The following is a 23,566-nucleotide window of genomic DNA, read 5'->3' as shown; positions in this document are numbered from 1 at the left end:
GGCCTCAGCGGTTGGCATCGTTGTGGGTCATGGCGGTGTAGAACAGCCACGAAACCAGCAGGATGATCAGGAAGTACACCAGCGAGAATGCAGCCGCCGGTCCCAGGTCGAATTGCCCTACAGCCATCTGGGTCAGTGTCTGACTCAAGAAGGTCGTGGCATTGCCCGGCCCGCCGCCGGTGAGCACGAACGGCTCGGTGTAAATCATGAAACTGTCCATGAAGCGCAGCATCACCGCGATCAGCAGCACGCTTTTCAACTTGGGCAATTGAATGTGGCGGAACACCGCCCAGGCCGAGGCCCGATCAATCCGCGCGGCCTGGTAATACACGTCGGGAATTGCGCGCAGTCCGGAGAAACACAGTAGCGCCACCAATGAAGTCCAGTGCCAGACGTCCATCACCAGCACCGTCACCCAGGCGTCCATGGTGTTGGCCGCGTAGTTGTAGCTGATGCCCATCGCGTTAAGGCTCGACCCGAGCAAACCGATATCGGCGCGGCCAAAGATCTGCCAGATCGTGCCGACCACGTTCCACGGAATCAGCAGCGGAATCGCCAGCACGATCAACACCACCGACGACCAGCGGCCCTTGGTCGGCATGGTCAGGGCAATGCCAATACCCAGCGGAATTTCGATCAGCAGCACGCACGCCGAGTAGATGAACTGACGCAGCAGCGAATCATGCAGCCGTGGGTCGAGCAGCACCTGTTTGTACCAATCGGCGCCGACGAAGTAGCGGCTGGACTGGTCGAAGATGTCCTGCACCGAATAGTTGACCACGGTCATCATCGGGATCACGGCACTGAATGCCACCAGCAGGAACACCGGCAACACCAGCCACCAGGCCTTGTTGTTCTGCACTTTGTTCATGACAGCACCTCGTTGTCGCCGGCGGTATCGAGCAGGACTTCATCGGCATAGACCATCAGCCACTGCGCCGGAAAGCTGATATACGCCGTGCTCTGCGGCACCGGTTTGTCTTCGGCGAGACGTACTTTCAGCGGCGCGCCATCGAGGTCGAGGGTCATGATCTTGTAGGTGCCGAGGTCTTCGACGTGTACGACCCGTGCCTGCATCGCGTCATCAAACGGCTCGTCCCATACGTGAATGAACTCGGGACGGATGCCGACCTTGAGGTTTTTCCAGTGGCCGTGCTCGATATGCCTTTGCAAGCCGTCGGACAGTGGTAGATGCGTGGAGTTGAAACCGACACCACCCGGCTGCGGCTGCACCTCGATCAGGTTCATCCCCGGACTGCCGATGAAATAGCCGACAAAAGTGTGGCTCGGGCGCTCGAACAACTCCCGTGGCGTACCGAACTGCACGATCTGGCCGCCGTACATCACCGCGATCTTGTCGGCGAAGGTCGAGGCCTCCAGTTGATCGTGGGTCACGTAGACCATGGTGATGTTGAACTGCTCGTGAATCTGCTTGAGCTTGCGCCGCAGTTTCCATTTCAGGTGCGGATCGATCACCGTCAGCGGCTCATCGAACAGAATTGCCGAGACGTCGTCGCGCACCAGTCCACGTCCCATGGAGACTTTTTGCTTTTCGTCGGCCGTGAGGTTGCTCGCCTTTTTGCTCAGCAGGTTTTGCAGGTCGAGGACCTCGGCAATTTCCTGCACCTTGCTGTGCACTTTCGCCTCGGCCATGCCCTGATTGCGCAGAGGAAACGCGAGGTTGTCGAACACGGTCATGGTGTCGTAGACCACCGGAAACTGGAAAACCTGCGCGATGTTGCGCTTCTCCGGGGTCAGGTCGTTGACCTCTTTGCCATCGAACAAAACCTTGCCTTGAGACGGACTGAGCAGCCCGGAAATGATGTTGAGCAAAGTCGATTTGCCGCATCCCGAGGGGCCGAGCAAGGCATAGGCGCCGCCCTGCTGCCAGATGTGATCCATCTCGCGGATCGCATAATCCTCAGGTCCGGCCGGAGTTTTGCTATAGCTGTGGGCGAGGTGGTGCAAACGGATCTCGGCCATCAGGCAACCCTCGCGATACGCCGACCCGGTGCCTGCACCAGACGGCCCTGCGCATCGAACACAAACAGTTTATGAGTGGGAATGTAGATGCGAATCGGCGCGTCGACGTCGTATTCGTGGACGCCGGGCAGGTGCAACACCAGCAGGAAATGCTCGTTACGCACATGCAGGAAGGTTTCCGATCCGCTGATTTCCGCCACTTCGACGGTCACCGCCAGTTCCAGATCATCGTCGTTGCTCGGCACCAGCGAGATGTGGCTCGGGCGCACGCCAAAACGGAACTCGCCCTCGCCCACCGGGCGCAGATCGACGTTTAACGGGAAGTGCACGAAATTGGCGAAACTCACCTCGTTGCCGGCAATTCGGCCCGGCATCAGGTTGATCGGCGGCTCGGAAAACAACTCCGCCGCCAACACCGTTTGCGGCTGGTGATAAACCTCGGTCGATACGCCGCTCTGGATCACCCGGCCCTCGTGAAGAATGGTCGTGGTGCCGCCCAATGCCAGTGCTTCGTTGGGCTCGGTGGTGGCGTAGATGGCGATGGTGTGGCGCAGCTTGAACAGCTCGCGCATTTCCTGACGCAGCTCTTCGCGCAGCTTGTAGTCAAGGTTGACCAGCGGCTCGTCGAACAGAATCAGCTCGGCGTCCTTGACCAGCGCCCGCGCCATCGCCGTGCGCTGCTGCTGACCGCCGGAGAGTTCCAGCGGATAGCGCTTGAGAAACTTGTCGATGCGCAGCATCTTCGCGGTTTCCTGCACTTTGCTGTGGATCTGTTCATTGGAAATCCCGGCCTGACGCAACGGCGAGGCAATGTTCTCGAACACGGTCATGGTCGGGTAATTGATGAACTGCTGATAGACCATCGACACGTTGCGCAAACGCACCGGACGTTGGGTGACGTCGACGCCGTTCATCAGGACGCGGCCGCTGTCGGGCTTGTCCAGCCCGGCCATCAGGCGCATCAGACTGGTCTTGCCGGACAGCGTGCGCCCGAGCAAAACGTTGAACGAACCGGGTTCGAATTTCAGGCAGGCATCGTCGATCCAGATCTGGCCTTCGACGGTGCGGCTGACGTGCTCCAGGGTGAGTGACATGGCTCGGCCTTTTTATTATTGGAGTCAAGCGACCTGTGCACTAGAGCGAAATTCGTGCCAGAAATGCCAAGCTGTTGATTTGTCGTGAAAATCGCCGAAACGGCGGTTAAACCACCTTCATTGCTGAACACATTTGAACAGTTCAGCGATTGACAATGAACAATAGTGAACAACACTCTATGCACTGCCGCGCCCCGCAGGCGCTGTGCAATAACAATAATAAAAATGCCCATCAGAGGCTGACTGCCATGGTCGCACCCGCTTCCGCGTTATCCCACGACGCCATCGTCCAGGATTCCTGGTCACGTTGCCGCGCGTTCGGTCTCGATCATCAAAGCACGCCGTCGTTCGATCAACTGCCCGCCGCTGGCATCGCGCAGCTGCTCGAAAGCCATCACTCACTGGTGCAGACCACCCACCAGGAAGTGCTGCCCTACTACGAAAACATTCTGAGCAATTCCAACTGCCTGATCATGCTCGCCGACAATCAGGGCCAGGTGCTGACGTCGTGGGGCACCCAACGCTTTATCGAACCAAGCCTGGCGCGCGGGTTTCAGGCTGGTGCCAGTTGGATCGAACGCGCGAGCGGCACCAACGCGATCGGCACGGCGCTGGCCTGCGAGCAGGCGGTGCATATCGAACACGATGAACACTTTCTCAAGGCCAACCGCTTCATGACCGGTTCCGCCGCGCCGATTTTCGATGCCGAGCGTAAGGTCATCGCCGTTCTCGACGTGTCCAGCGACAGCTACCTGCCGCCCTCGCACACCCTCGGCATGGTCAAGATGATGAGCCAGACCGTGGAAAACCGGCTGATCCTCAACCTGTTCCACGGGCAGCACTTTCAACTGACCTTCAACACCGGGTTGAACAACCTCGACAGCCAGTGGGCCGGCTTGTTGATCTTCGATGAGAGCGGTCAGGTGCTTTCGGCCAACCGCCGAGCCGATAACCTGCTGGGCGTGCGGCTGTCGCGGGTCAGTGTCGAGAGCCTGTTCAAGGTGTCGTTGCTGGAATTGCTCAATCAGCCTGAAGGTTTGCCGTTCGCCTTGCAGACGTCTGGCCGCAACCGTTTTCAGTGCATGTTGAAGCGCCCTAAACAGGTGCCGATTCAACCGCGACTGTTTGTTGAACCGACGGTCGCTGCTTCAAACGCGATCAGCCTCAACACCTTGCATTTCGGCGACAGCCGCGTGGAAAAAGCCGTGCGTCAGGCTGAGCGTTTATTGGAAAAAGACATTCCGCTGTTGATCCACGGCGAAACCGGGGTCGGCAAGGAAGTGTTCGTCAAAGCCCTGCATCAGGCCAGCTCGCGCAGCAAACAGGCATTTATTGCGGTGAACTGTGCAGCGATCCCCGCCGAATTGGTCGAATCGGAGCTGTTTGGTTATGAGAAAGGCGCGTTTACCGGCGCGAATCAGAAAGGCAGCATCGGCCTGATTCGCAAGGCTAACAAAGGCACGTTGTTTCTCGACGAGATTGGCGATATGCCGTTGCCGACTCAGGCGCGGCTGCTGCGGGTGTTGCAGGAACGTTGCGTGCAGCCGGTGGGCAGCAGCGAGGTATTCGCGGTCGATTTGCGGATTATTTCGGCGACCAATCGCTCTTTGCGTGAACAGGTGCAGTTGGGTCGGTTTCGCGAAGATTTGTATTACCGGATTGGCGGTCTGACTCTGGAATTGCCGCCGTTGCGCGAGCGTTCGGATAAGGAAGCGTTATTTAAACGGCTGTGGGAACAACATCGCGAGCCGTCGCAGTGGGCGGGGTTGACTCGTGAAGTGCTGGACTTGTTCGAGCGGCATCCATGGCCGGGGAATTTGCGTCAGGTGAGTAGCGTGATGCAGGTGGCACTTGCGATGGCCGAAGAGCAACCGGTGCGGCCGGAGCATTTGCCGGATGACTTTTTTGTTGATCTGGAGATGGAGCCGCGGGAGGTCGCACAGCCGTTGGCGGTGGATCTGAATGATGTCGAAGCGTTGAATCGGCAGTTGCAGTTGGCGGGGGGGAATATTTCGCATCTGGCGCGGCGGTTGGGGGTTAGCCGGAATACGCTTTACAAGCGGTTGCGCCACCCTCACCCCAGCACTCTCCCCCAGGAGAGGGAGCCGACCGAGGTGTCTGGCGTTTTACATCGACCTGAATGACCGAGTTGATTATTAAAACGCGGGCTCGACCTCCGCAGCCGAGACCGCACTCAATGTACGCAAGCCCACCAGCACAACCACCATCATCATCACCCCTGCGCCAATGGCAACGCCAAATCCCGCCCGTGCCCCATAAGCATCGATCACCGGCCCCGAAAGCATGCCTCCCAGCGCCACGCCAATGCTGATGCCGGTGGTCATCCACGTCAGGCCTTCGGTGATTCGCGACGGCGGAAGAATGATCGTGCCCAGATTCATTACCACGACCATGGTCGGCGCAAACGACATGCCGGCAATAAACAGCATCAGCGACAGGACATAAACGTCCGTTGAGAAAATCGGCAATACACCTGTGACGGCGGTAACCAATATCCCGATGAAGAACTGCTTTTCTATCGGCAAGGAAATCCTCAACGCACCAAACGTGAGACCTGCGACCAACGAACCGAGCGCGTAGGACGCAAGGATGAACGTGGCGGATTCGGGCCAGCCCTGTGCATTGGCGAACGCCACAACCGCCACGTCGATCGCCCCACCAATCACCCCCATCGCCAGCAGCGCGAGAACGATGGTGCGCACGCCGGGAATAAGCAGCGTGGAGCCTTTGCTGCCGCGATTGCCCACCACCACTTTCGGTTCGGTCCGGCGCTGCATCAGAAATGCCGTCACCCCGACCGCCAGCAACACAACCGCTACCAGGGGCCCGGCTTCGGCAAAGAAGCTCACGCTCAAGCCAATCGCCAGCGGTGGGCCGATGATGTAAGCCAGTTCAGTCAGCACGGTGTCCAGAGAGAACGCCGTGTGCAACAGCGGCTTGCCACGGAACAGCTGCGACCAGCGTGCTCTGATCATCGACGGCATGCTCGGCATCGTTCCTGCCAGTGCCGCCAGAATAAACAGCAGTACGGTGGGCGCCTTGAGGTACACGGCGAGGATCAGCGCCAGCAACATGCCAATGCTGAACGCCGTCACGACGGGCAGCACGCGACTCTGGCCGCGTTGGTCCACCAGTTTCGAGATGTATGGGCCGAGCAGTGCATTGGCCAGGGTGAACACACCGGCGACCGCGCCGGCCAGCCAATACACACGGGTTTGTTGCACCAGCATGGTGATGATACCGATGCCGATCATTGCCTGAGGCAGACGGGCGATGGCGCTCGCGAGCACCAGCCCGGTGGCGCCGGGGGTTGCCAGAAGTTCGCGATAGTGATTGGCCATGATTTTTTTCCCTTTCATGATCGTCGCTGTTCAGCATCCGGCTGAACGCGTGGCCGACATCAAGACGTATGCGGACACCGAAAGCAACCCCCTCACCCCAGCCCTCTCCCGGAGGGAGAGGGAGCCGACCGAGGTGTCTGGCGCTATACATCGACCTGAATGACCGAGTTGATTATGGATTCAGCACATCAGTTTCAGGTCGATGTATTTCTGAAGCATCCCCCAATCAGTCCCCTCTCCTGGGGGAGAGGGTTAGGGTGAGGGCGTAATCTCAGAACAGCACAAATCCCCCAACCAGCAGAAAAACAAAAACCCGCACACGGCGGGTTTTGTCTTCAACAATCACAACAATCAGTCAGCCAGACGCCACGTCGTCCCGCCCTTGCCGTCTTCCAACACCACGCCCATGGCGGTGAGCTGGTCGCGGATGCGGTCGGATTCGGCCCAGTCTTTACCAGCACGAGCCGCCAGACGTGCAGCGATCAGCGCATCAACTTCAGCGGCATCAACCCGCCCTTCAGCGCCCGCTTGCAAGAAGTCATCAGCCTCAAGCTGCAACACACCGAGCACGCTGGCGAGTTCTTTCAGACGTGCCGCCAGACCGGCCGCCGCGTTCAGATCGCTCTCACGCAGACGGTTGATCTCGCGCACCATCTCGAACAGCACGGCGCAGGCTTCGGGTGTGCCGAAGTCGTCGTTCATCACGTTGGTGAAACGTTCGACGAACGCTTCGCCGCCGGCAGGCGCCACGTTCGGCAGGCCTTTCAACGCGTGGTAGAAACGCTCGAGTGCGCCTTTGGCGTCCTTGAGGTTGTCTTCCGAGTAGTTGATCGCGCTGCGGTAGTGGCTCGACACCAGCAGGTAACGCACGACTTCCGGGTGGTACTTGTCGAGCACGTCGCGGATGGTGAAGAAGTTGTTCAAGGACTTGGACATCTTCTCGCCATTGATGCGAATCATGCCGCAATGCATCCACGCGTTGGCGTAGGTCTTGCCGGTGGCCGCCTCGCTCTGGGCGATTTCGTTTTCGTGGTGCGGGAACTCAAGATCGCTGCCGCCGCCATGAATATCGAACGTCTCACCCAGGCAGCAGGTGGACATCACCGAGCACTCGATGTGCCAGCCCGGACGCCCGGCGCCCCACGGCGATTCCCAGCTCGGCTCGCCCGGCTTGACGCCTTTCCACAGCACGAAGTCCAGCGGATCTTCCTTGGCTTCGTCGACCTCGATCCGCGCACCGATGCGCAGGTCTTCGATCTTCTTGCGCGAGAGTTTGCCGTAACCCATGAACTTGCCGACGCGGTAGTACACGTCGCCATTGCCCGGGGCGTAGGCGTAACCCTTGTCGATCAGGGTCTGGATCATCGCGTGCATGCCCGGGATGTGATCGGTGGCACGCGGTTCCATGTCCGGCTTCTGGATGTTCAGGCGCGCTTCATCTTCGTGCATCGCGGCGATCATGCGCTCGGTCAACGCTTCGAACGATTCACCGTTCTCGTTGGCGCGATTGATGATCTTGTCGTCGATGTCGGTGATGTTGCGCACGTAGGTCAGGTCGTAACCGCTGAACCGCAACCAGCGGGTCACCAGGTCGAACGCGACCATGCTGCGGCCGTGGCCGAGGTGGCAGTAGTCGTACACGGTCATCCCGCACACGTACATGCGCACCTTGTTGCCATCCAGCGGCTTGAAAACTTCTTTGCTCTTGGTGAGCGTGTTGTAGATCGAAAGCACGTTCATTCCTTAAGACTGAATCACTGGCCCCACGAATCGCGCAGGGTCACGGTACGGTTGAATACCGGTGCGCCCGGTTTCGAGTCCTTGATATCCGCGACGAAGTAACCTTCGCGCTCGAACTGGAAACGGTCTTCCGGCTGTGCGTTGCCCAACGAAGGCTCGGCACGACAACCGGTGAGGACTTGCAGTGAGTCAGGGTTGATGTTGTCGAGGAAACTCGCGCTGTCTTCAGCCTTCTCCGGGTTCGGAGAACGGAACAGACGATCGTACAGACGCACTTCGCACTCGACGCTGGCAGCGGCCGGCACCCAGTGCACCACGCCTTTGACCTTGCGGCCTTCAGGATTCTTGCCGAGGGTTTCCGGGTCGTACGAGCAACGCAGCTCGACGATGTTGCCGTCGGCATCCTTTATCGCTTCGTCGGCACGGATCACGTAGCTGCCGCGCAGACGCACTTCGCCGTTCGGCTCCAGGCGCTTGTAGCCTTTTGGCGGCTCTTCCATGAAGTCATCGCGGTCGATGTAGATTTCACGGGCGAACGGCAGTTGGCGCACGCCGAGTTCTTCTTTCTGCGGATGACGCGGCAGTTCGAGGTTCTCGACCTGGTCTTCCGGATAGTTGGTGATCACTACCTTCAACGGACGCAGCACGCACATGGCACGCGGCGCGTTCTGGTCCAGGTCCTGACGGATGCTGAATTCGAGCATGCCGAAGTCAACCACACCGTCGGAACGGTTGGTGCCGACCATGTCGCAGAAATTGCGGATCGACGCCGGGGTGTAGCCACGACGGCGGAAGCCCGACAGCGTCGACATGCGCGGGTCATCCCAGCCGAACACGTGCTTTTCATCGACCAATTGCTTGAGCTTGCGCTTGCTGGTGATCGTGTAGTTCAGGTTCAAACGGCTGAACTCGTACTGACGCGGGTGCGCCGGGACTGGCAGCGCATCGAGGAACCACTCGTACAACGGACGATGGCTTTCGAATTCCAGGGTGCAGATCGAGTGCGTGATGCCTTCGATGGCGTCCGACTGACCGTGAGTAAAGTCGTAGTTCGGGTAGATGCACCACTTGTCACCGGTCTGATGGTGATGCGCGTGGCGGATGCGGTACATGATCGGGTCGCGCAGGTTCATGTTCGGCGAAGCCATGTCGATCTTCGCGCGCAGCACACGGGCGCCGTCCGGGAATTCACCGGCACGCATGCGGGCGAACCAGTCGAGGTTCTCTTCGACCGAACGGTCGCGGAACGGGCTGTTCTTGCCCGGCTCGGTCAGGCTGCCACGGTATTCCTTGGCTTGCTCCGGGGTCAGATCGTCGACGTAGGCTTTGCCGGCCTTGATCAGCTCGACCGCCCAGTCGTGCAGCTGGTCGAAATACTGCGAGGCGTAGCGCACTTCGCCGGACCATTCGAAACCCAGCCATTTGACGTCGCTTTCGATCGCGTCGATGTATTCCTGGTCTTCCTTGGCCGGGTTGGTGTCGTCGAAACGCAGGTGCGTGACGCCGCCGAACTCCTGGGCCAGGCCGAAGTTCACGCAGATCGACTTGGCGTGACCGATGTGCAGGTAGCCGTTGGGCTCAGGCGGGAAACGGGTGACGATCTGCGTGTGCTTACCCGAGTCCAGGTCCGCCTGGATGATCGGGCGCAGGAAATTGACCGGCGTGACAGGGCCGGTCTTGGAATTCGAGGTAGGGTCGACAGTGGGCTTGCTCATAGGATCCTTGAACGTACGTGCGCGGCCGGGACACAGGCCTGACAAAACAAAGCCGCTATCATAGCCGATGCTGTCAAGCACCTGACAGAGCAGGGCCTAAAAGGTATGCATTTAATCGCCGGGATTTGAAAAACAGCCTCGAAATTCGCGCCTGTCACGCTAAACTGCGCACCTTGGCCCTTGCGGGCTGAACCGGTAAAGGGCCTGTAGGTCCCAATACCCACGAATTCCTTATAAAGAGTAGCGATCATGACTCAAGTTAAATTGACCACTAACTTCGGTGACATCGTCATCGAACTGAACGACGAAAAAGCCCCGATCACCGTGGCGAACTTCATCGAATACGTTAAAAAGGGTCACTACGAGAACGTCGTGTTCCACCGTGTGATCAAGGGTTTCATGATCCAGGGCGGCGGTTTCGAGCCTGGCATGAAGGAAAAGAAAGACAAGAGCCCAAGCATTCAGAACGAAGCTGACAACGGTCTGAAGAACGAGAAGTACACCCTGGCCATGGCTCGCACCATGGACCCGCATTCGGCATCGGCGCAGTTCTTCATCAACGCCACCGACAACAGCTTCCTCAACCACACCGCCAAGACCGCTCAGGGCTGGGGTTACGCGGTATTCGGTAAAGTGGTTGCCGGCACCGACGTTGTCGACAAGATCGAAGGCGTTTCCACCACGTCCAAAGCAGGCCACCAGGACGTACCAGCAGACGACGTGATCATCGAGAAAGCCGAGATCATCGAAGCGTGATACTGCTGATTTCAGACTTGCATCTGGAAGAGGAGCGCCCGGACATTACCCGGGCGTTTCTGGATTTGCTCGCCGGACGCGCCCGCTCGGCGAGTGCGTTGTACATTCTTGGCGACTTTTTCGAAGCGTGGATTGGCGACGACGCCATGACGCCCTTTCAGCGTTCCATCTGCCAGGCCCTGCGCGAACTCAGCGACAGCGGCACGGCGATATTTCTGATGCACGGCAATCGCGACTTCATGCTCGGCAAGGCCTTTTGCAAACAGGCCGGCTGCACTTTATTGAAGGATCCGAGTGTCGTGCAGTTCTACGGCGAGCCAGTGCTGCTGATGCACGGCGACAGCCTGTGCACCCGCGACGTGGCTTATATGAAGCTGCGCCGCTACCTGCGCAACCCGCTCAGCCTGTTCATTTTGCGTAACCTGCCGTTGCGCACCCGGCACAAACTCGCGCGCAAACTGCGCAGCGAAAGCCGAGCGCAGACGCGGATGAAGGCCAACGACATTGTCGATGTCACGCCGGAGGAAGTGCCGCGGATCATGCAGGAATTCGGTGTGAAGACGCTGATTCACGGGCATACCCATCGGCCGGCGATTCACAAGTTGCAGCTTGGTGAACAGGCGGCGAAGCGGATTGTGTTGGGGGATTGGGATCGGCAGGGTTGGGCTTTGCAGGTGGATGAGAACGGATTTGCACTGGCGCCGTTTGACTTCTCGCCTCCGCTGGCTTTGTCTAACGGCTGAGAACCTACCCCCTCACCCCAGCCCTCCCGAAACGTCGGACCGCCCCCAAGGGGGCGAGGGGGAAAGGGAGCAGATCTTCACGCTATTCAAACCTGAGTTCGACTGAAGTCTGTCAGGTCGATGTAGCTCGAACATTCAACTCGGTCAGTCCCCTCTCCCTCCGGGAGAGGGCTAGGGTGAGGGGCTTTTAGCTTTTGACCTTAGTGCCCGGAAGCAGCCGGCCCTGCTTTAGCGGCAAACGGCGGCTTCGCCAGCCACACAATCAATATCAACCCCATAAAACCCCAGCCCAACAACGTGAAGTAATCCACGGTGGACAACATATACGCCTGACTGGTCAGAATATGATCCATCTGCGCGTAAGCCGATTGCCCTGCCCCACCCAATGAATTCAAAGTCTCCCGCGTCGCCGGCTCATAGGTGCTAATGCTTTCGCTCATGTACGCATGGTGCTGATCGGCCCGACGAATCCAGATCCAGGTAGTCAACGACGCCGCAAAGCTACCGCCCAACGTACGCAGGAAAGTCGCAAGCCCGGCACCGTCGGCGATCTGGCTCGGCGGCAAGTCCGACATCAGGATGCTCAGGGTCGGCATGAAGAACAGCGCCACGCCAATGCCCATGAACAATTGCACCAGTGCGATGTGCTGGAAGTCCACTTCATTGGTGAACCCGGCGCGCATGAAGCAGCTCAGGCCAATCGCCAGGAACGCCAGCCCGGCCAGCAGGCGCAGGTCGAATTTGTGCGCGTACTTGCCGACAAACGGCGACAGCAGCACCGGCAAAATGCCGATGGGCGCCACGGCCAGGCCGGCCCAGGTCGCGGTGTAACCCATTTGGGTTTGCAGCCACTGCGGCAGGATCAGGTTGATACCGAAGAACCCGGCGTAACCCAGCACCAACACAATCGTGCCGATGCGGAAGTTGCGGTGGGCGAACAGCCGCAGGTTGACCACCGGGTGCTGGTCGGTCATTTCCCAGATCACGAACACCGCCAGCGCCACCACCGAAATCGCCGCGCCAATGATGATGAAGTTCGATTCGAACCAGTCGAGGTCATTGCCCTTGTCGAGGATCACCTGCAACGCGCCGACGCCGATGATCAGGGTGATCAGTCCGACGTAATCCATCGGTTGATGGCTGGTAACCACCGGACGCTTGGCCAACTGCGAACGCACCACCATCACCGCGAAAATGCCGATCGGCACGTTAATAAAGAAGATCCACGGCCAGCTGTAACTGTCGGTGATCCAGCCACCGAGAATCGGCCCGGCAATCGGCGCGACCACCGTGACCATTGCCAGTAACGCCAGGGCCATGCCGCGCCTGGCGGGCGGATACACCGCGATCAACAGGGTTTGCGTCATCGGGTACAACGGCCCGGCCACAAGGCCTTGCAGCACGCGGAAGCCGATCAGTTCCGGCATCGATGTGGAAATACCGCAGAGGAACGAGGCCAGTACAAACAAGACGGTGGCCCATAGAAACAGCTTCACTTCGCCGAAGCGGCGGCTGAGCCAACCGGTCAGCGGCAGGGCAATCGCGTTGCTCACGGCAAACGAAGTAATGACCCAGGTGCCCTGCTCCGAACTCACCCCAAGGTTGCCGGAAATGGTCGGCAGCGCCACGTTGGCAATCGTCGTGTCGAGCACTTGCATAAAGGTCGCCAGCGACAGACCGATGGTGCTGAGCAACAGGCTGGGCGGCGTGAAAGAGGCGTTATTGCTCATCGCGAATCCTTTGGAACCGGGTTGGCGCTACGGAACGGACTTTTGTGGCGAGGGGATTTATCCCCGTTGGACTGCGCAGCAGGCCCTCTTTTCTGGATCAAAAGCGGGGCCGCTTCGCGACCCAACGGGGATAAATCCCCTCGCCACAGAAGTTCTCACTCACAGGAAGTGGTATCAGCGTTGCGCGGTTTTGCTGGCCGCTGCGCTGTTGTCGTGGATCAATTGGGCGATCATCGCGTCGGCTTCGGCCAGTTGGCGGTCGTAGACGTTGGTGCTGAAAGAGGCCTTTTGCGGTGGCTGTTGCGCCAGCACCGGGCCGCTCTGGTCGTGCAGGTTGACCTCGACCGTGGTCGACAAGCCGACGCGCAGCGGGTGTTTGGCCAGTTCTTCAGCGTTGACGTGAATCCGCACTGGCACACGCTGCACGATCTTGATCCAGTTGCCGGTGGCGTTCTGCGCAGGCAACAGAGCGAAGGCGCTACCCGTACCGGCGCCGAGGCTGTCGATGGTGCCGGTGAATTTCACGTCGCTGCCGTAGATGTCCGATTCGATGTCCACTGGCTGACCGATGCGCATGTCACGCAGCTGGGTTTCCTTGAAGTTGGCGTCGATCCACAGTTGATCCAGCGGAATCACCGCCATCAGCGCGGTGCCCGGCTGTACCCGCTGACCCAGTTGCACGGTGCGTTTGGCAACGTAACCGGTGACCGGCGCAATCAGAGTGCTGCGCGCATTGGTCAGGTAGGCCTGACGCAGTTGCGCGGCGGCGGCCATCACGTCCGGGTGCGACGAAACCACGGTGTCATCGACCAGTGCGCTGGTGGTTTTCAGTTGTTGTTTGGCGTTGTCCAGCGCATTTTGCGCCGAGGTCAGATCGTCGCGAGCGTGGGACAGTTCTTCCTGGGAAATCGCCCCGCCAGCCGCCAGATTTTTCCGGCGATTGAAGTTGTCCTGCGCTTTCTGCACTTCAGCTTGTTGCGCGTTGACCTGGGCTTTCATGCCATCCACGTTGCTGTACAAACCGCGCACCTGACGCACGGTGCGCGCCAGATTGGCCTGAGCACTTTGCAGACCGACTTCAGCGTCATTCGGGTCGAAGTTGATCAGCACCTGGCCTTCGTGTACCAGATCGCCGTCGTCGGCGCCGATGCTTACAACCGTGCCAGTCACCAGCGGCGTGATCTCGACCACGTTGCCGTTGACGTAGGCATCATCGGTGCTTTCGTTCCAGCGCCCGATAAATTCGTGATACGCCCACACGCCGGCAATGGCGAGCAGCACCACAACGGCCAGCGTCAGCAGCATCACTTTGCGTTTGCGCGGGTTGCCGGTGTCTGGCGTGTTGTCTTGAGCTTGAGTGTTTTCGGCAGTGGCCATGACAGATACCTTGAATTAGTTGTGCGGCGAGGCTGGGGTGGCATTGGCTGCGGTCAGGGTTTCACCCTGGAAGCCGCCGCCCAGCGCTTGCATCAGTTGAATCGACAGATCGATCTGCTCGGCATTCAGGGTGGCCAGTTGGCGCTGGGCCTGAAGCAGTTGCTGCTCGATGCTGAGTACGTCCAGGTAGTTGCCGATGCCGGAACCGTAACGCTGGACCACGGTGTTGTAAGAATCCTGGGCAATCTCGGTCGCGTGCTGCTGAGCGCCGATCTGCCGACCGATGTCACGCAACTGGTTAATCGTGTCGCTGACATCGCCGAGGGCTTTCACCAGGTTTTTGTTGTATTGCGCCACCGCCAGATCGTAATCGGCGTCACGCGCATCGAGGTTGGCGCGCAGGCGCCCGCCGTCGAAAATCGGCACCGAAATGGTCGGCGCGATGTTGAAGAAGCGATTGGCCGAACCGAACATCGCGTCACCCAACAACGATTCCGCACCAGCGGCAGCCGACAGGTTCAAGTTCGGATAGAACTGGGTCTTGGCCGAAGCAATGTCCTTGCTTGCAGCCTCGACCCGCCAACGCGCAGCGACCAGATCCGGACGTCGACCGAGCAGTTCTGCCGGCAATACCGACGGCAAGGCCACGGCGCTGGCCTGGAGGATTTTCGGCCGGGCGATTTCGTTGCCACGATCCGGGCCTTTGCCGAGCAGCACGGCCAAGGCGATCTTGGCGCTGTTCAGGCGTTTTTCCGCATCGATCAGGCTGGCTTCGGAGCTGGCTTCGAGACTTTGCGTCTGCTGGAACTGGTAATTGCTGTCGATCCCCGAGCTCAAGCGGCGCTGACTCAAATCGAGCATTTGTTTAGTGCGCTTGAGATCGTCGTTGGCCAGGTCATACACGATGTGCGCCTGACCGAGATCGCTGTAGGCTCGGGCGACGTCGGCGGCGAGCGTCAACTGCGCAGCCTGACGATCGACTTCAGCGGCACGCGCTTCACCGAGCGCGGCTTCCCACGCATCACGCTGGCCGCCCCACAGGTCGAAGTTGTAATTGAAACCGACGCTGACGTTGCGCACGGTGGCGTAAGCATCGCCCTGCCCGCGCGGGTCCTGATCCTTGGCCAGTCGCGAGCGGGTAATCCCGGCGCTGGCATCGAGGGTCGGATAGCGCGCGGCATCGGCGGCGTACGCGGCGGCGTTGGCCTGATGCGCGCGAGCGCTGGCGATCTGCATGTCCGGGCTGTCACGCAGGGCTTCGCGGATCAGACCGTCGAGCTGCGGATCGCCGAGGCTGGTCCACCAATCGCTTTTCGGCCAGGCGGCCGGCGACAGGGTTACGCCGCTGAGCGATTGCCCGGTTTTCAGGGTCTTCGCATCGAGGTTGCTGTTGCTGGTATCGAGGCCGCTGTAATTGGCGCAACCGGCGAGGATCATCGCCGACAGCAGCAGTGTCAGGCTGCTGCGCAAGGTTTTACCGCTCATTGTGTTCACCTAAGCGCTGGATAGTGATCGGGTCACCGGCTGCCAGCAGAATTTTCTTGAGGAGGTACTCCAGGGTCTTCAATTCTTCCCGGGAGATGGCGCCGGCCAGTTCATTCATGGCGTCGGCACCGATGTGCGGCAGGCGATCGGCCAGTTGCTGGCCTAGTTCAGTCAGTTTCAGCTGCACCTGACGGCGATCGCCTTCGCTGCGTTGGCGCACCAGGAAGCCCTTCTGCTCCAGACGATCGAGCATGCGCGTCATCGAACCGCTGTCCAGCGACAGGTGCCGGCACAGCTCGGCCGGGGTGTCGACGCCGAACTGGGCCATGATGATCAACACCTTGAACTGCGCGGCGGTGATGCCGTGGGGTTCCATGTGGGTGTCGATGATCCGGTCTTTGAGCAACGCCGCACGACCGAGCAGCAGGCCGAGATGGCAATGCTTGAATTCGTCTGGGGTGAAATGCTTCATGTGCGCACCTGATAACTGCCTAGGCAGTGAATGTATGTCGGGATGTTACTGCCTAGGCAGCGAATGTCAACGTAATAGTTAGCAGGCTTGGTAATTAGCTGGCTAATGGGCTGGGGTTTTGTGGTGCATAAGAGGACGCCATCGCTGGCAAGCCAGCTCCCACAGGTTTTTGTGGCGTACGTGAATTTTGCGTACGACACACACCCTTGTGGGAGCTGGCTTGCCAGCGATTGCAGCGACTCGGATCAGGATTTGTCGGAGGGATTGTCCACGGATGGCGGTTGCACGGGATGCACGTCGCGGCCACGCAACGCCGTTGCCACATAACCGCAAGCGCGCTTGGCTCCCGCGAAAATGCCGTGCCAGCCCGGCGGCGCCGGTTCGATGGCGGCGTGCAGCGCCCGCGCATAATCGAGCACCAGCCCCGGCGTCCACGCCATCGCTTCGGCGCGTTTGCGCACTTGCGCCGCGACCCAGAATTCCGGGCTGATGATGATCCGGGCGAAATCGAGCATGCTCGAATGACCACGATTCATCGCGCCTTCAAGGGCTGCTTCGAGGCTATGCGCAACAGCGCTGGAACAGTTACGGCTGGTCAGGTTGTAAGTGCTGTTCTGCCTGTAAACCGCCCAGAACACATTCAGTCGCCGGGCGTCGTAACGGGCAAAACTGACCTGCACCGATGACGGGCACCAGTCCCCGACCTCGCTGGCGTAGTCAGGCAAAAACCTGCCCGGCACATCGTTGTTCGGCGTGGCTCGCAGCAGCCGCACGAAATCCCCCGCCGAGCGATCGATGTCATCTTGCGGGTAGTGGCTGATGTAAATGTCCGGGCCACATTCCAGTGCCGCATGGCCGGCAGAAATCACGCCGTTGATATCGACCGCTGCGATATAGCGATTGAGCAGCCGATTGCGCACCAGCGTGTCGTCAACCGTGCCGCTGGGGGTCCAGACATGGATCATCAATGCATCGCTGCAAGCCGGCGCACTGATCGCGGAAGGCGTGACGAACGATTGCCAGTTCTTGAAGCGCCACGCCTGGCGCAACAAGGCGCAGCCCGAGAGAAAAATACTCATGCCAATGCAGAACGGCACCGTACCCTTGTACAGCGTCGGGTAGGGTTCGAGGATGAACAGGCCAAAGCCGATTTCGAACAATCCGGTCAGCAACGACACGGGCCAACCGACAAAACGCACCACCATCGCGGCTGCCAGCCGAAAGCCGCCATCGATCAGGAATGCCCCGCCAAACAGCACCGCCAGAATCAGGCTGGCGGCGTGTTGCCGGTCAACGATCAGCAGCCCCAGCACCAGGAACACCAGACCTCGCCCCTTGCGCAATGCCGCAGCCGTGCCGGTTCGCGGAGCCGGCACCAGCAGAATGATCAGCGCTTCAAGCAGCAACAGGTAGCCGAATACATGCAGCGGAAAGTACAGCACGCCGTCCAGCGCATCGATGAAGATCGCCACACCGGCCGCGCCCCAGACGATGCCGGTCAGGGCCAGCGCTGACCAGCGTTTGCGGACAAAGTCGTTGCCGAGCAAGACCATACTCAAGCGGATCATAGGCTCCCCGTAAGCTCCGGGCACCGGCAAGCGGCGCGGCTTTCACGCTGCGATGAGTCTAATACATCCTGCGAAAACCGGATCGCGACGGCGATCCGGTTATGGGAGCGCGCTCTAGAAATCCCGCTTGTAGAAGATATCCAGCGAACTGGCCACACCACTGGCAACCTCGACGTAAACCTTCTTGCTCAGCTTGTAGCGCAAGGCAATGGTGCTGGCCGGTTCGAACACACCGACGCCGTAACGCAGGCTGAGTTTTTCGGTGAGGTTACCGCTGGCTACCACGCTGGTGGTGTCGCCACTGCCCTGAGTATCGAGCTGGAAATCCTGAATCCCGAGGTCTTTCGCCAGGCCGCTAGTCACACCAGAACTGCCCATCAATCCCAGACCCAACGCCGCTTGCGCGAGCATGTTGTTGTCCTCGCCGGTGGTGCTCAGCGGACGACCCAGTACCAGATACGAGAGTGCCTGTTCCTGACTCATCGCCGGTTCGGAAAAGATCTGCGTGGTCGGCTGCTCGGCGCTGCCACTGAGGCGAATGCCGGCAATCACGTCGTCCGTCTGGCGAATCGCTTCAATGTCCAGATACGGCTGATCCAGCGGCCCGGCAAACAACAGCCGCGCACGACGCACGGTCAGACGCTGGCCGTAAGCGCGGTAGCGTCCGTCGTTGAGCCACAGCTCGCCGCGGGTGTCCATGTTGTCGCCGATGTGCACCTGACCTTGCAGATTGGCGGTCAGGCCGAAACCGGCGAAGCTCAGTTTGTCCTGACCGACCACCACGTCGATGTCCATTTTCATCGCCAGCGGCGGTTTGCCCTGCTCGGTCTGTTGGCCGACGATGATCGTGTCATCCGAGACCTTCACGGTAGATGGCGGCAGCTCGCGCACGGTGATTTCGCCTTTCGGCACCAGCACCTTGCCGGCGATTTTCAGTTCGTCGCCAGCCATGGAGATTTTCAGATCCGGCGCTACTTCGAGCTTGGCGTACGGCTCGACGGTGACTGGCAGTTGCGTGCCCTTGAGCGCCAGATCGACCACCAGCGCCTGCCCCCAGGCGATGTTGCCGTTAAGACTGCCCTGCCCGCTCTTGCCACTTTTCCAGCCGCCGTTGACCTGCACGGTCTCGCCGGCGATCACTGCTTGCAGTTGCAGCGCTTGCAGCTCCAGCGGCAGTTCCGGGCCGGAGACTTCACCGTCACTCAGTTGCACCGTGCCGTTGACCTGTGGCGCAAGCAAGCCGCCGGAAATCGTGCCGCTGCCGTTCAGGCGTCCGGTGAGTTTCTCGACCATCGGCACAAACGGCCGCGCCACTGACAAGTCCAGCCCGCTGAGGCGAAACGAACCGCTGACCGGTTTGTTGTTCGGCAGCGGATTGATCTGCGCCTGCACCCTCAACTCGCCGAGCTTGCCACCGACGAAATTGAGGTCGGTGTCGATGCGTTTCGGGGTGAGTTTGCTGGTGAGTTTCAGCGTCTGATACGGGAAATCCAGCCACTGATCTTTATCGCGCATGCGCAAAGTGCCGCCGCTGGCGTCGATGCTGACCTGGCCGTTGGGGCCGCTGGCCGGCAAGTCCAGTTGCAGGTCGGCGTTGAGTTTGCCCTGCCAGGCGAAATCCTTCGGCAGCCACTGCGCCAGGCTTTCAATCGGGAATTGCTTGAGGTGATAACGCAGCTTCGGCTCGGGCATCAAGCGCTGATCTTCGCCGCACAGGCTGGCGCCGTTGGACAACCAGCAATGCGCGCCGAAGTTGATCTTGCCGTCGGCCAGCCGTTCGAGCTTCGCCGGGTTTTGCAGTTTCCAGTCCTGACCGCCGGCCTGAATATCGCCGCTGGCCAGGCGTCCGCGCCAGTTGCCTTTGTCCAGATTGCCGTCCAGGCCCAACGCCAGTTTCAGCTTCGGCCCGAGCAAGTCGAGGTTGAGTTTCTGGCTTTTGATATCGCCCTGCGCGCTGGCAGTCAGCGTGCCCAGCGAGGTGTCGCCGGCCTGAATACCGCTGCCCTTGAGGTCGATTTTCGCGCGCTGCGCACTGTCGAGGGTGGCGTCGAGGTTGAGGCTTTGCAGGCGATTGTCCTGAAACGCCAGTTGCGAACCTTGCAGACCGAGTTTGCCTTGCGGCGCTTTCAGCGTGCCGGCGACATCGACGCGGCCGTTGATCTGCCCACGCAACTCAGGCCAGAGCTGGGCCAGACGCGGCAGTTTGATGTCGATCTGCCCGGTGAGTTTCTGTTGCAGGCTGCCCTTGCCGTTGATGCTGTTGTCGCCGAGGCGGATTTGCAGCGCGTTCAGATTCCACTGCTCGCCAGCACCGTCAGCCTTGGCTTGCAGCACCGCCGGTTGCCCGCGCAGTTTGCCTTTCAGATCGAGGTCGGCGTTGAGGCTCAGGCGTTCGTTCTTCATTTCGCCTTTGCTGCTCAGCGGCCCGGCGAGTGTGCCCGGCAGTTCCGCCAGCCAGTACGCCGGGTTGAGCGCCGAGAGTTGCAGCGCAGTGTCCCAGGCGATGCCATCAGTGAACTGCACATTCACATGCCCTTCAGCCTTGCCCTGCCCCGCTTCGAGCTTGAATTGCGGCAGGAAGATCTGCTTGAGATTGCCGCTGAACGGACTGCTCAAACTGAACGCACCGGCCGGGCCATCCAGCGCGGCGGCGAAGTTACCGAGGTATTGACCGTCGGTGTAGGAGACTTCGCCATTGAATGTGCGCAACGCGACTTGCGGCTCGTCGATCAGTGGGTACAGGCGATGCCACGGGAAATCCTGCCAATTGATATTGGCCTGTGCCGTGAGGCCTTTGCTCCAGTCGACATTGCCGGTGAGCTTGAGGCTTTGCTTGTCGTTGGCATTCAGATCAAGGCCGGCGATTTGCGCGCCGTTGGCGTCGACCTTGCCTTTGAGCAGCAACGCCACCGGGCCTTTTTCCGCCGGCAGCGTGGCGTTGCCGAGCAGTTGGTAACCGCTTTTCAGGTCGCCCTCGGCGGTCAGCAGCAATTGGTTGAGTTGCAGCGTGTCCGGCAGATCGGCGCTCGGCTTGAACGCATCGCTGGTGATGCGCACTTTTGCTGGCAGATTTTCCGCCAGCGGCTGCAGTTCACCGCTCAACTGGCCGTTGAGATAGCCGCGACTGTCAGCGTGCAGGTTGAGGGTTTTCAGCAGGTCGCCGTCGATCTTCAGCGCCAGCGTCCAAGGCTCGGGGGCCGGGGATGGCAAGGTCAACTGGCCTTCGATGTTCAGCGGCCAGTTGCCGGTCGGTTGCAGCAACCCGGAGAGGTTCAGGCTGAGTTCGTCGCGCTGCAATTTGACGCTGTCGATCTGCAACCCCTGCGCCGTCCAGTGCGCCGCCAGTTGCAGGCCTTTGAGTTGTTCGCTGCCGTTGAACAACAGGCTGCCGATTTGCACGTCACCCAGTTCAATGCCCAGTGGCAACTGCAGATCCGGCAGTTTGATCGGGCCGCTTTCGGTGGTTTCGGTACTCGGCGGAAATTGCAGGGTGACCTGATCGGACTTCAACTGATCGATGCACAACGTCATGCGCGTCAGACACAGCGGCGACCAGGCGAAGATCGCTTTGCTCAGCTCGACCCGGCTGGTGTCCTGCTCCCAGATCAGGTGATCGGCGCTCCATTGCCCGCCGAGGCGACCGTTGAAATTCTCCACGCTCAGCCCCGGAACAAAACCCAGCGCCCAGCGACTGCCGGCCTGGGTGCCAAGCACGCTTGCGACTATCAGTACAATCAGCAACACCAGCGCCAGCAGCACCAGCCCGGTAATTTTCAAACCACGCTTCACAGCTCAGGCCCCATGGAAAAGTGCAGCCGGATGCCGCCATCGTCATCCAGCGCATGGGCCAGATCGAGGCGGATCGGCCCGACCGGCGAGACCCAGCGCACACCGATACCGACCCCGGTCTTGAGGTCCGGCAATTCGAGTTTGTTGAAAGAGTTGCCCTGGTCGACGAAGGTCGCCACTCGCCATTTTTCCGCGACAGAATATTGATACTCAACGCTGCCAGCGATCATGTAACGGCCGCCGATGCGGTCGCCGTCGGAGTTTTCCGGGGACAGGCTCTGGTAGTCGTAACCGCGCACGCTCTGATCGCCACCAGCGAAGAAACGCAGCGACGGCGGCACCGATTTGTAGCCGTTGGTGGCGCTGCCGCCGACCTGCACCCGGCCGAGCAAACGGTGTTTGTCGAACACTGTGGTCAGGCCTTTGACCAGCGCTGTGCCATAGAGCAGGTTGGTGTCCGAACCCAGTCCCTCCTTGGCGACTTTGCTTTCGAAGGTCAGGCGATAGCCGTTGTGCGGGTCGATGCGGTTGTCGCTTTTCAGGTAGGAATAGCTGACGCCGGGCATCAACAGATTGCTCAGACCCGAATCGTCACCGAGTTTGTATTCTTCGCGTTGCCACTTCAGCGACACCACGCGCTGCCAGCCGCTGGGCAACTTGCTGTGCCACTCGGGGCCGAGGGTCAGCAGTTTGCTCAGGGTGTCGGTGCCGGCGATCTCTTCGTTCTGGTAGCCGCCGGCAAACCGCAGTTTGTCGGTCAGTGGCGGGTCGAGCGGGATGTCGTAGAACAGGCCTACGTTCTGCCGTGGCGCCGAAATCTCGGTTTCCCAGCCGTAACTGTGGCCCTGCGGGTTGACCCAATGGCGCGTCCAGTTGGCTTTGGCCCGCGGCCCGACGTCGGTAGAAAATCCGAGGCCCAGTCCCATGGTGCGCGGTTTGCGCGTGTCGAGTTTGACCGCGACCGGAATCACATCGTCCTTGGCGGCGGTCGGCGCAGCGTCCACGCGCACGCCTTCGAAATAACCGCTCGATTGCAGCGCCTGATTGAGCTCGGCGATCAGTTCCGAATCGTACGGCTCGCCGGCCTTGAACGGCACCATGCGTTGCAGCAGGTCTTCGTCGAACGGCGTGTCGCCCTCGAAACTGACCTTGCCCAGCGCATAACGCGGGCCGCTGTCGTAGATCAACTCGATATCGGCGACGCCAGCGCGCGGATCGACCAGCAGTTTCTGGCTGGTGAAATGCCCGCTGAAAAAACCGAAGCGCGAGGCCTGATTCTGGATCAGGCGTTTTGCGTCCTCGTACCGTCCATGATTAAGCGCCGCACCGGTTTTCAGCAGGTCACTTTTCGGCGTGCGAAAGGATTTCAGCGAGGCGGCCGGGCCGTCGATGCGGATGGTCACATTGCGCAGACGGATCGGCTCGCCGGGATCGATATTCAGCACCAGCCGTGGCGACTTGCCGCCCTTCACATCGCTGTCGATCTGCGGCTGGTAATAGCCCAAAGCCTGAGCAGCTTTGCGCGCCTGCTCCTCGGCACCACGACTGAAGCGCTGCAAAGCTTCTTCATCGCGATCGCCGAGGCTGCCGATATAGCCTTCTATATTGGCCTTCAGTTCATCGTTGGACGGTTTGATCCGCACATCCAATTCACTTTGCGCCAGCGCCGCGCAGCTGGATAACAGCATCAGCACGCCGCTGGTAAATCTTCCTGGAAACTTCATAGGCGCGGATGCTATCACGAGGGTGGGA

16 protein-coding genes are annotated in these 23,566 nt (G+C 60.1%); 3 read left to right on the top strand and 13 right to left on the bottom strand.

Annotation, left to right across the window (positions count from 1 at the left end; genetic code table 11):
• Positions 1-4 precede the first annotated feature (4 nt).
• Genes ACOI8A_RS19255 through ACOI8A_RS19245 form a run of 3 tightly spaced genes read right to left on the bottom strand, consistent with a single transcriptional unit; the run spans position 5 to position 3,077 of the window.
• On the bottom strand, positions 5-871 hold the full coding sequence (locus ACOI8A_RS19255) for a carbohydrate ABC transporter permease (RefSeq protein ID WP_420648997.1): 867 nt from the start codon (positions 869-871) through the stop codon (positions 5-7).
• On the bottom strand, positions 868-1,983 hold the full coding sequence (locus tag ACOI8A_RS19250) for an ABC transporter ATP-binding protein (RefSeq protein ID WP_420648998.1): 1,116 nt from the start codon (positions 1,981-1,983) through the stop codon (positions 868-870). Before ACOI8A_RS19250 ends, ACOI8A_RS19255 begins: the two co-directional genes overlap by 4 nt.
• Positions 1,983-3,077 (bottom strand): ABC transporter ATP-binding protein, encoded by a 1,095-nt coding sequence (locus tag ACOI8A_RS19245; protein ID WP_420648999.1) that lies wholly within the window; start codon positions 3,075-3,077, stop codon positions 1,983-1,985. Before ACOI8A_RS19245 ends, ACOI8A_RS19250 begins: the two co-directional genes overlap by 1 nt.
• Positions 3,078-3,325: 248 nt before the next feature.
• Here ACOI8A_RS19245 and ACOI8A_RS19240 point away from each other — a divergent pair, with 248 nt between their 5' ends.
• Complete coding sequence (locus tag ACOI8A_RS19240) at positions 3,326-5,221, top strand: sigma-54-dependent Fis family transcriptional regulator (RefSeq protein WP_420651408.1); 1,896 nt, start codon at positions 3,326-3,328, stop codon at positions 5,219-5,221.
• A gap of 12 nt (positions 5,222-5,233) precedes the next feature.
• On the opposite strand, the gene ACOI8A_RS19235 is transcribed toward ACOI8A_RS19240, so the two are convergent.
• The 3 genes from ACOI8A_RS19235 to ACOI8A_RS19225 form a co-directional block, all read right to left on the bottom strand.
• Positions 5,234-6,439 carry an MFS transporter gene (locus ACOI8A_RS19235; protein ID WP_420649001.1) on the bottom strand — a complete coding sequence of 402 codons (1,206 nt, stop codon included), beginning with the start codon at positions 6,437-6,439 and terminating at the stop codon, positions 5,234-5,236.
• 351 nt (positions 6,440-6,790) lie between these two features.
• Positions 6,791-8,173 (bottom strand): cysteine--tRNA ligase, encoded by a 1,383-nt coding sequence (gene cysS / locus ACOI8A_RS19230; RefSeq protein WP_420649002.1) that lies wholly within the window; start codon positions 8,171-8,173, stop codon positions 6,791-6,793.
• A 20-nt stretch (positions 8,174-8,193) separates the two neighbouring features.
• Positions 8,194-9,894: a glutamine--tRNA ligase/YqeY domain fusion protein gene (locus tag ACOI8A_RS19225; RefSeq protein WP_420649003.1), complete on the bottom strand. Its 1,701-nt coding sequence runs from the start codon at positions 9,892-9,894 to the stop codon at positions 8,194-8,196.
• 249 nt (positions 9,895-10,143) lie between these two features.
• Here ACOI8A_RS19225 and ACOI8A_RS19220 point away from each other — a divergent pair, with 249 nt between their 5' ends.
• Complete coding sequence (locus ACOI8A_RS19220; protein WP_420649004.1) at positions 10,144-10,650, top strand: peptidylprolyl isomerase; 507 nt, start codon at positions 10,144-10,146, stop codon at positions 10,648-10,650.
• Positions 10,647-11,393 (top strand): UDP-2,3-diacylglucosamine diphosphatase, encoded by a 747-nt coding sequence (lpxH, locus tag ACOI8A_RS19215; protein WP_420649005.1) that lies wholly within the window; start codon positions 10,647-10,649, stop codon positions 11,391-11,393. The genes ACOI8A_RS19220 and lpxH overlap by 4 nt, the downstream gene beginning before the upstream one ends.
• Before the next feature lie 200 nt (positions 11,394-11,593).
• On the opposite strand, the gene ACOI8A_RS19210 is transcribed toward lpxH, so the two are convergent.
• From ACOI8A_RS19210 to ACOI8A_RS19180, 7 genes are all read right to left on the bottom strand, one after another.
• A complete protein-coding gene (locus tag ACOI8A_RS19210; protein WP_420649006.1) occupies positions 11,594-13,123 on the bottom strand; it encodes a DHA2 family efflux MFS transporter permease subunit in 1,530 nt (509 codons plus the stop codon).
• Positions 13,124-13,297: 174 nt separating this feature from the next.
• A complete protein-coding gene (locus ACOI8A_RS19205; RefSeq protein ID WP_420649007.1) occupies positions 13,298-14,500 on the bottom strand; it encodes an efflux RND transporter periplasmic adaptor subunit in 1,203 nt (400 codons plus the stop codon).
• A 15-nt stretch (positions 14,501-14,515) separates the two neighbouring features.
• Positions 14,516-15,985 (bottom strand): efflux transporter outer membrane subunit, encoded by a 1,470-nt coding sequence (locus tag ACOI8A_RS19200; protein ID WP_420649008.1) that lies wholly within the window; start codon positions 15,983-15,985, stop codon positions 14,516-14,518.
• Entirely contained in the window at positions 15,975-16,457 is a 483-nt protein-coding gene (locus ACOI8A_RS19195) for a MarR family winged helix-turn-helix transcriptional regulator (RefSeq protein WP_420649009.1), read from the bottom strand. The genes ACOI8A_RS19200 and ACOI8A_RS19195 overlap by 11 nt, the downstream gene beginning before the upstream one ends.
• Positions 16,458-16,702: 245 nt before the next feature.
• Positions 16,703-18,025, bottom strand: coding sequence for a hypothetical protein (locus ACOI8A_RS19190; protein ID WP_420649010.1), 1,323 nt, complete (start codon positions 18,023-18,025; stop codon positions 16,703-16,705).
• A 114-nt stretch (positions 18,026-18,139) separates the two neighbouring features.
• Entirely contained in the window at positions 18,140-21,814 is a 3,675-nt protein-coding gene (locus ACOI8A_RS19185; protein ID WP_420649011.1) for a translocation/assembly module TamB domain-containing protein, read from the bottom strand.
• Positions 21,811-23,538, bottom strand: coding sequence for an autotransporter assembly complex protein TamA (locus tag ACOI8A_RS19180; protein ID WP_420649012.1), 1,728 nt, complete (start codon positions 23,536-23,538; stop codon positions 21,811-21,813). The genes ACOI8A_RS19185 and ACOI8A_RS19180 overlap by 4 nt, the downstream gene beginning before the upstream one ends.
• Positions 23,539-23,566: the final 28 nt, after the last annotated feature.

This window comes from Pseudomonas sp. P4795, from assembly GCF_048822895.1.
GTDB lineage: Bacteria > Pseudomonadota > Gammaproteobacteria > Pseudomonadales > Pseudomonadaceae > Aquipseudomonas.
Note: the sequence above shows the minus strand (reverse complement) of the source record. Positions and strands in the feature narration are given on the sequence as shown.

Excerpts from the sequence above, each read along its gene's own strand:
- ACOI8A_RS19255 (WP_420648997.1), bottom strand. The coding sequence starts at position 871 with ATGAACAAAGTGCAGAACAACAAGGCCTGGTGGCTGGTGTTGCCGGTG.
- ACOI8A_RS19250 (WP_420648998.1), bottom strand. The coding sequence starts at position 1,983 with ATGGCCGAGATCCGTTTGCACCACCTCGCCCACAGCTATAGCAAAACT.
- ACOI8A_RS19245 (WP_420648999.1), bottom strand. The coding sequence starts at position 3,077 with ATGTCACTCACCCTGGAGCACGTCAGCCGCACCGTCGAAGGCCAGATC.
- ACOI8A_RS19240 (WP_420651408.1), top strand. The coding sequence starts at position 3,326 with ATGGTCGCACCCGCTTCCGCGTTATCCCACGACGCCATCGTCCAGGAT.
- ACOI8A_RS19235 (WP_420649001.1), bottom strand. The coding sequence starts at position 6,439 with ATGGCCAATCACTATCGCGAACTTCTGGCAACCCCCGGCGCCACCGGG.
- ACOI8A_RS19225 (WP_420649003.1), bottom strand. The coding sequence starts at position 9,894 with ATGAGCAAGCCCACTGTCGACCCTACCTCGAATTCCAAGACCGGCCCT.
- ACOI8A_RS19220 (WP_420649004.1), top strand. The coding sequence starts at position 10,144 with ATGACTCAAGTTAAATTGACCACTAACTTCGGTGACATCGTCATCGAA.
- ACOI8A_RS19210 (WP_420649006.1), bottom strand. The coding sequence starts at position 13,123 with ATGAGCAATAACGCCTCTTTCACGCCGCCCAGCCTGTTGCTCAGCACC.
- ACOI8A_RS19205 (WP_420649007.1), bottom strand. The coding sequence starts at position 14,500 with ATGGCCACTGCCGAAAACACTCAAGCTCAAGACAACACGCCAGACACC.
- ACOI8A_RS19200 (WP_420649008.1), bottom strand. The coding sequence starts at position 15,985 with ATGAGCGGTAAAACCTTGCGCAGCAGCCTGACACTGCTGCTGTCGGCG.
- ACOI8A_RS19195 (WP_420649009.1), bottom strand. The coding sequence starts at position 16,457 with ATGAAGCATTTCACCCCAGACGAATTCAAGCATTGCCATCTCGGCCTG.
- ACOI8A_RS19190 (WP_420649010.1), bottom strand. The coding sequence starts at position 18,025 with ATGATCCGCTTGAGTATGGTCTTGCTCGGCAACGACTTTGTCCGCAAA.
- ACOI8A_RS19180 (WP_420649012.1), bottom strand. The coding sequence starts at position 23,538 with ATGAAGTTTCCAGGAAGATTTACCAGCGGCGTGCTGATGCTGTTATCC.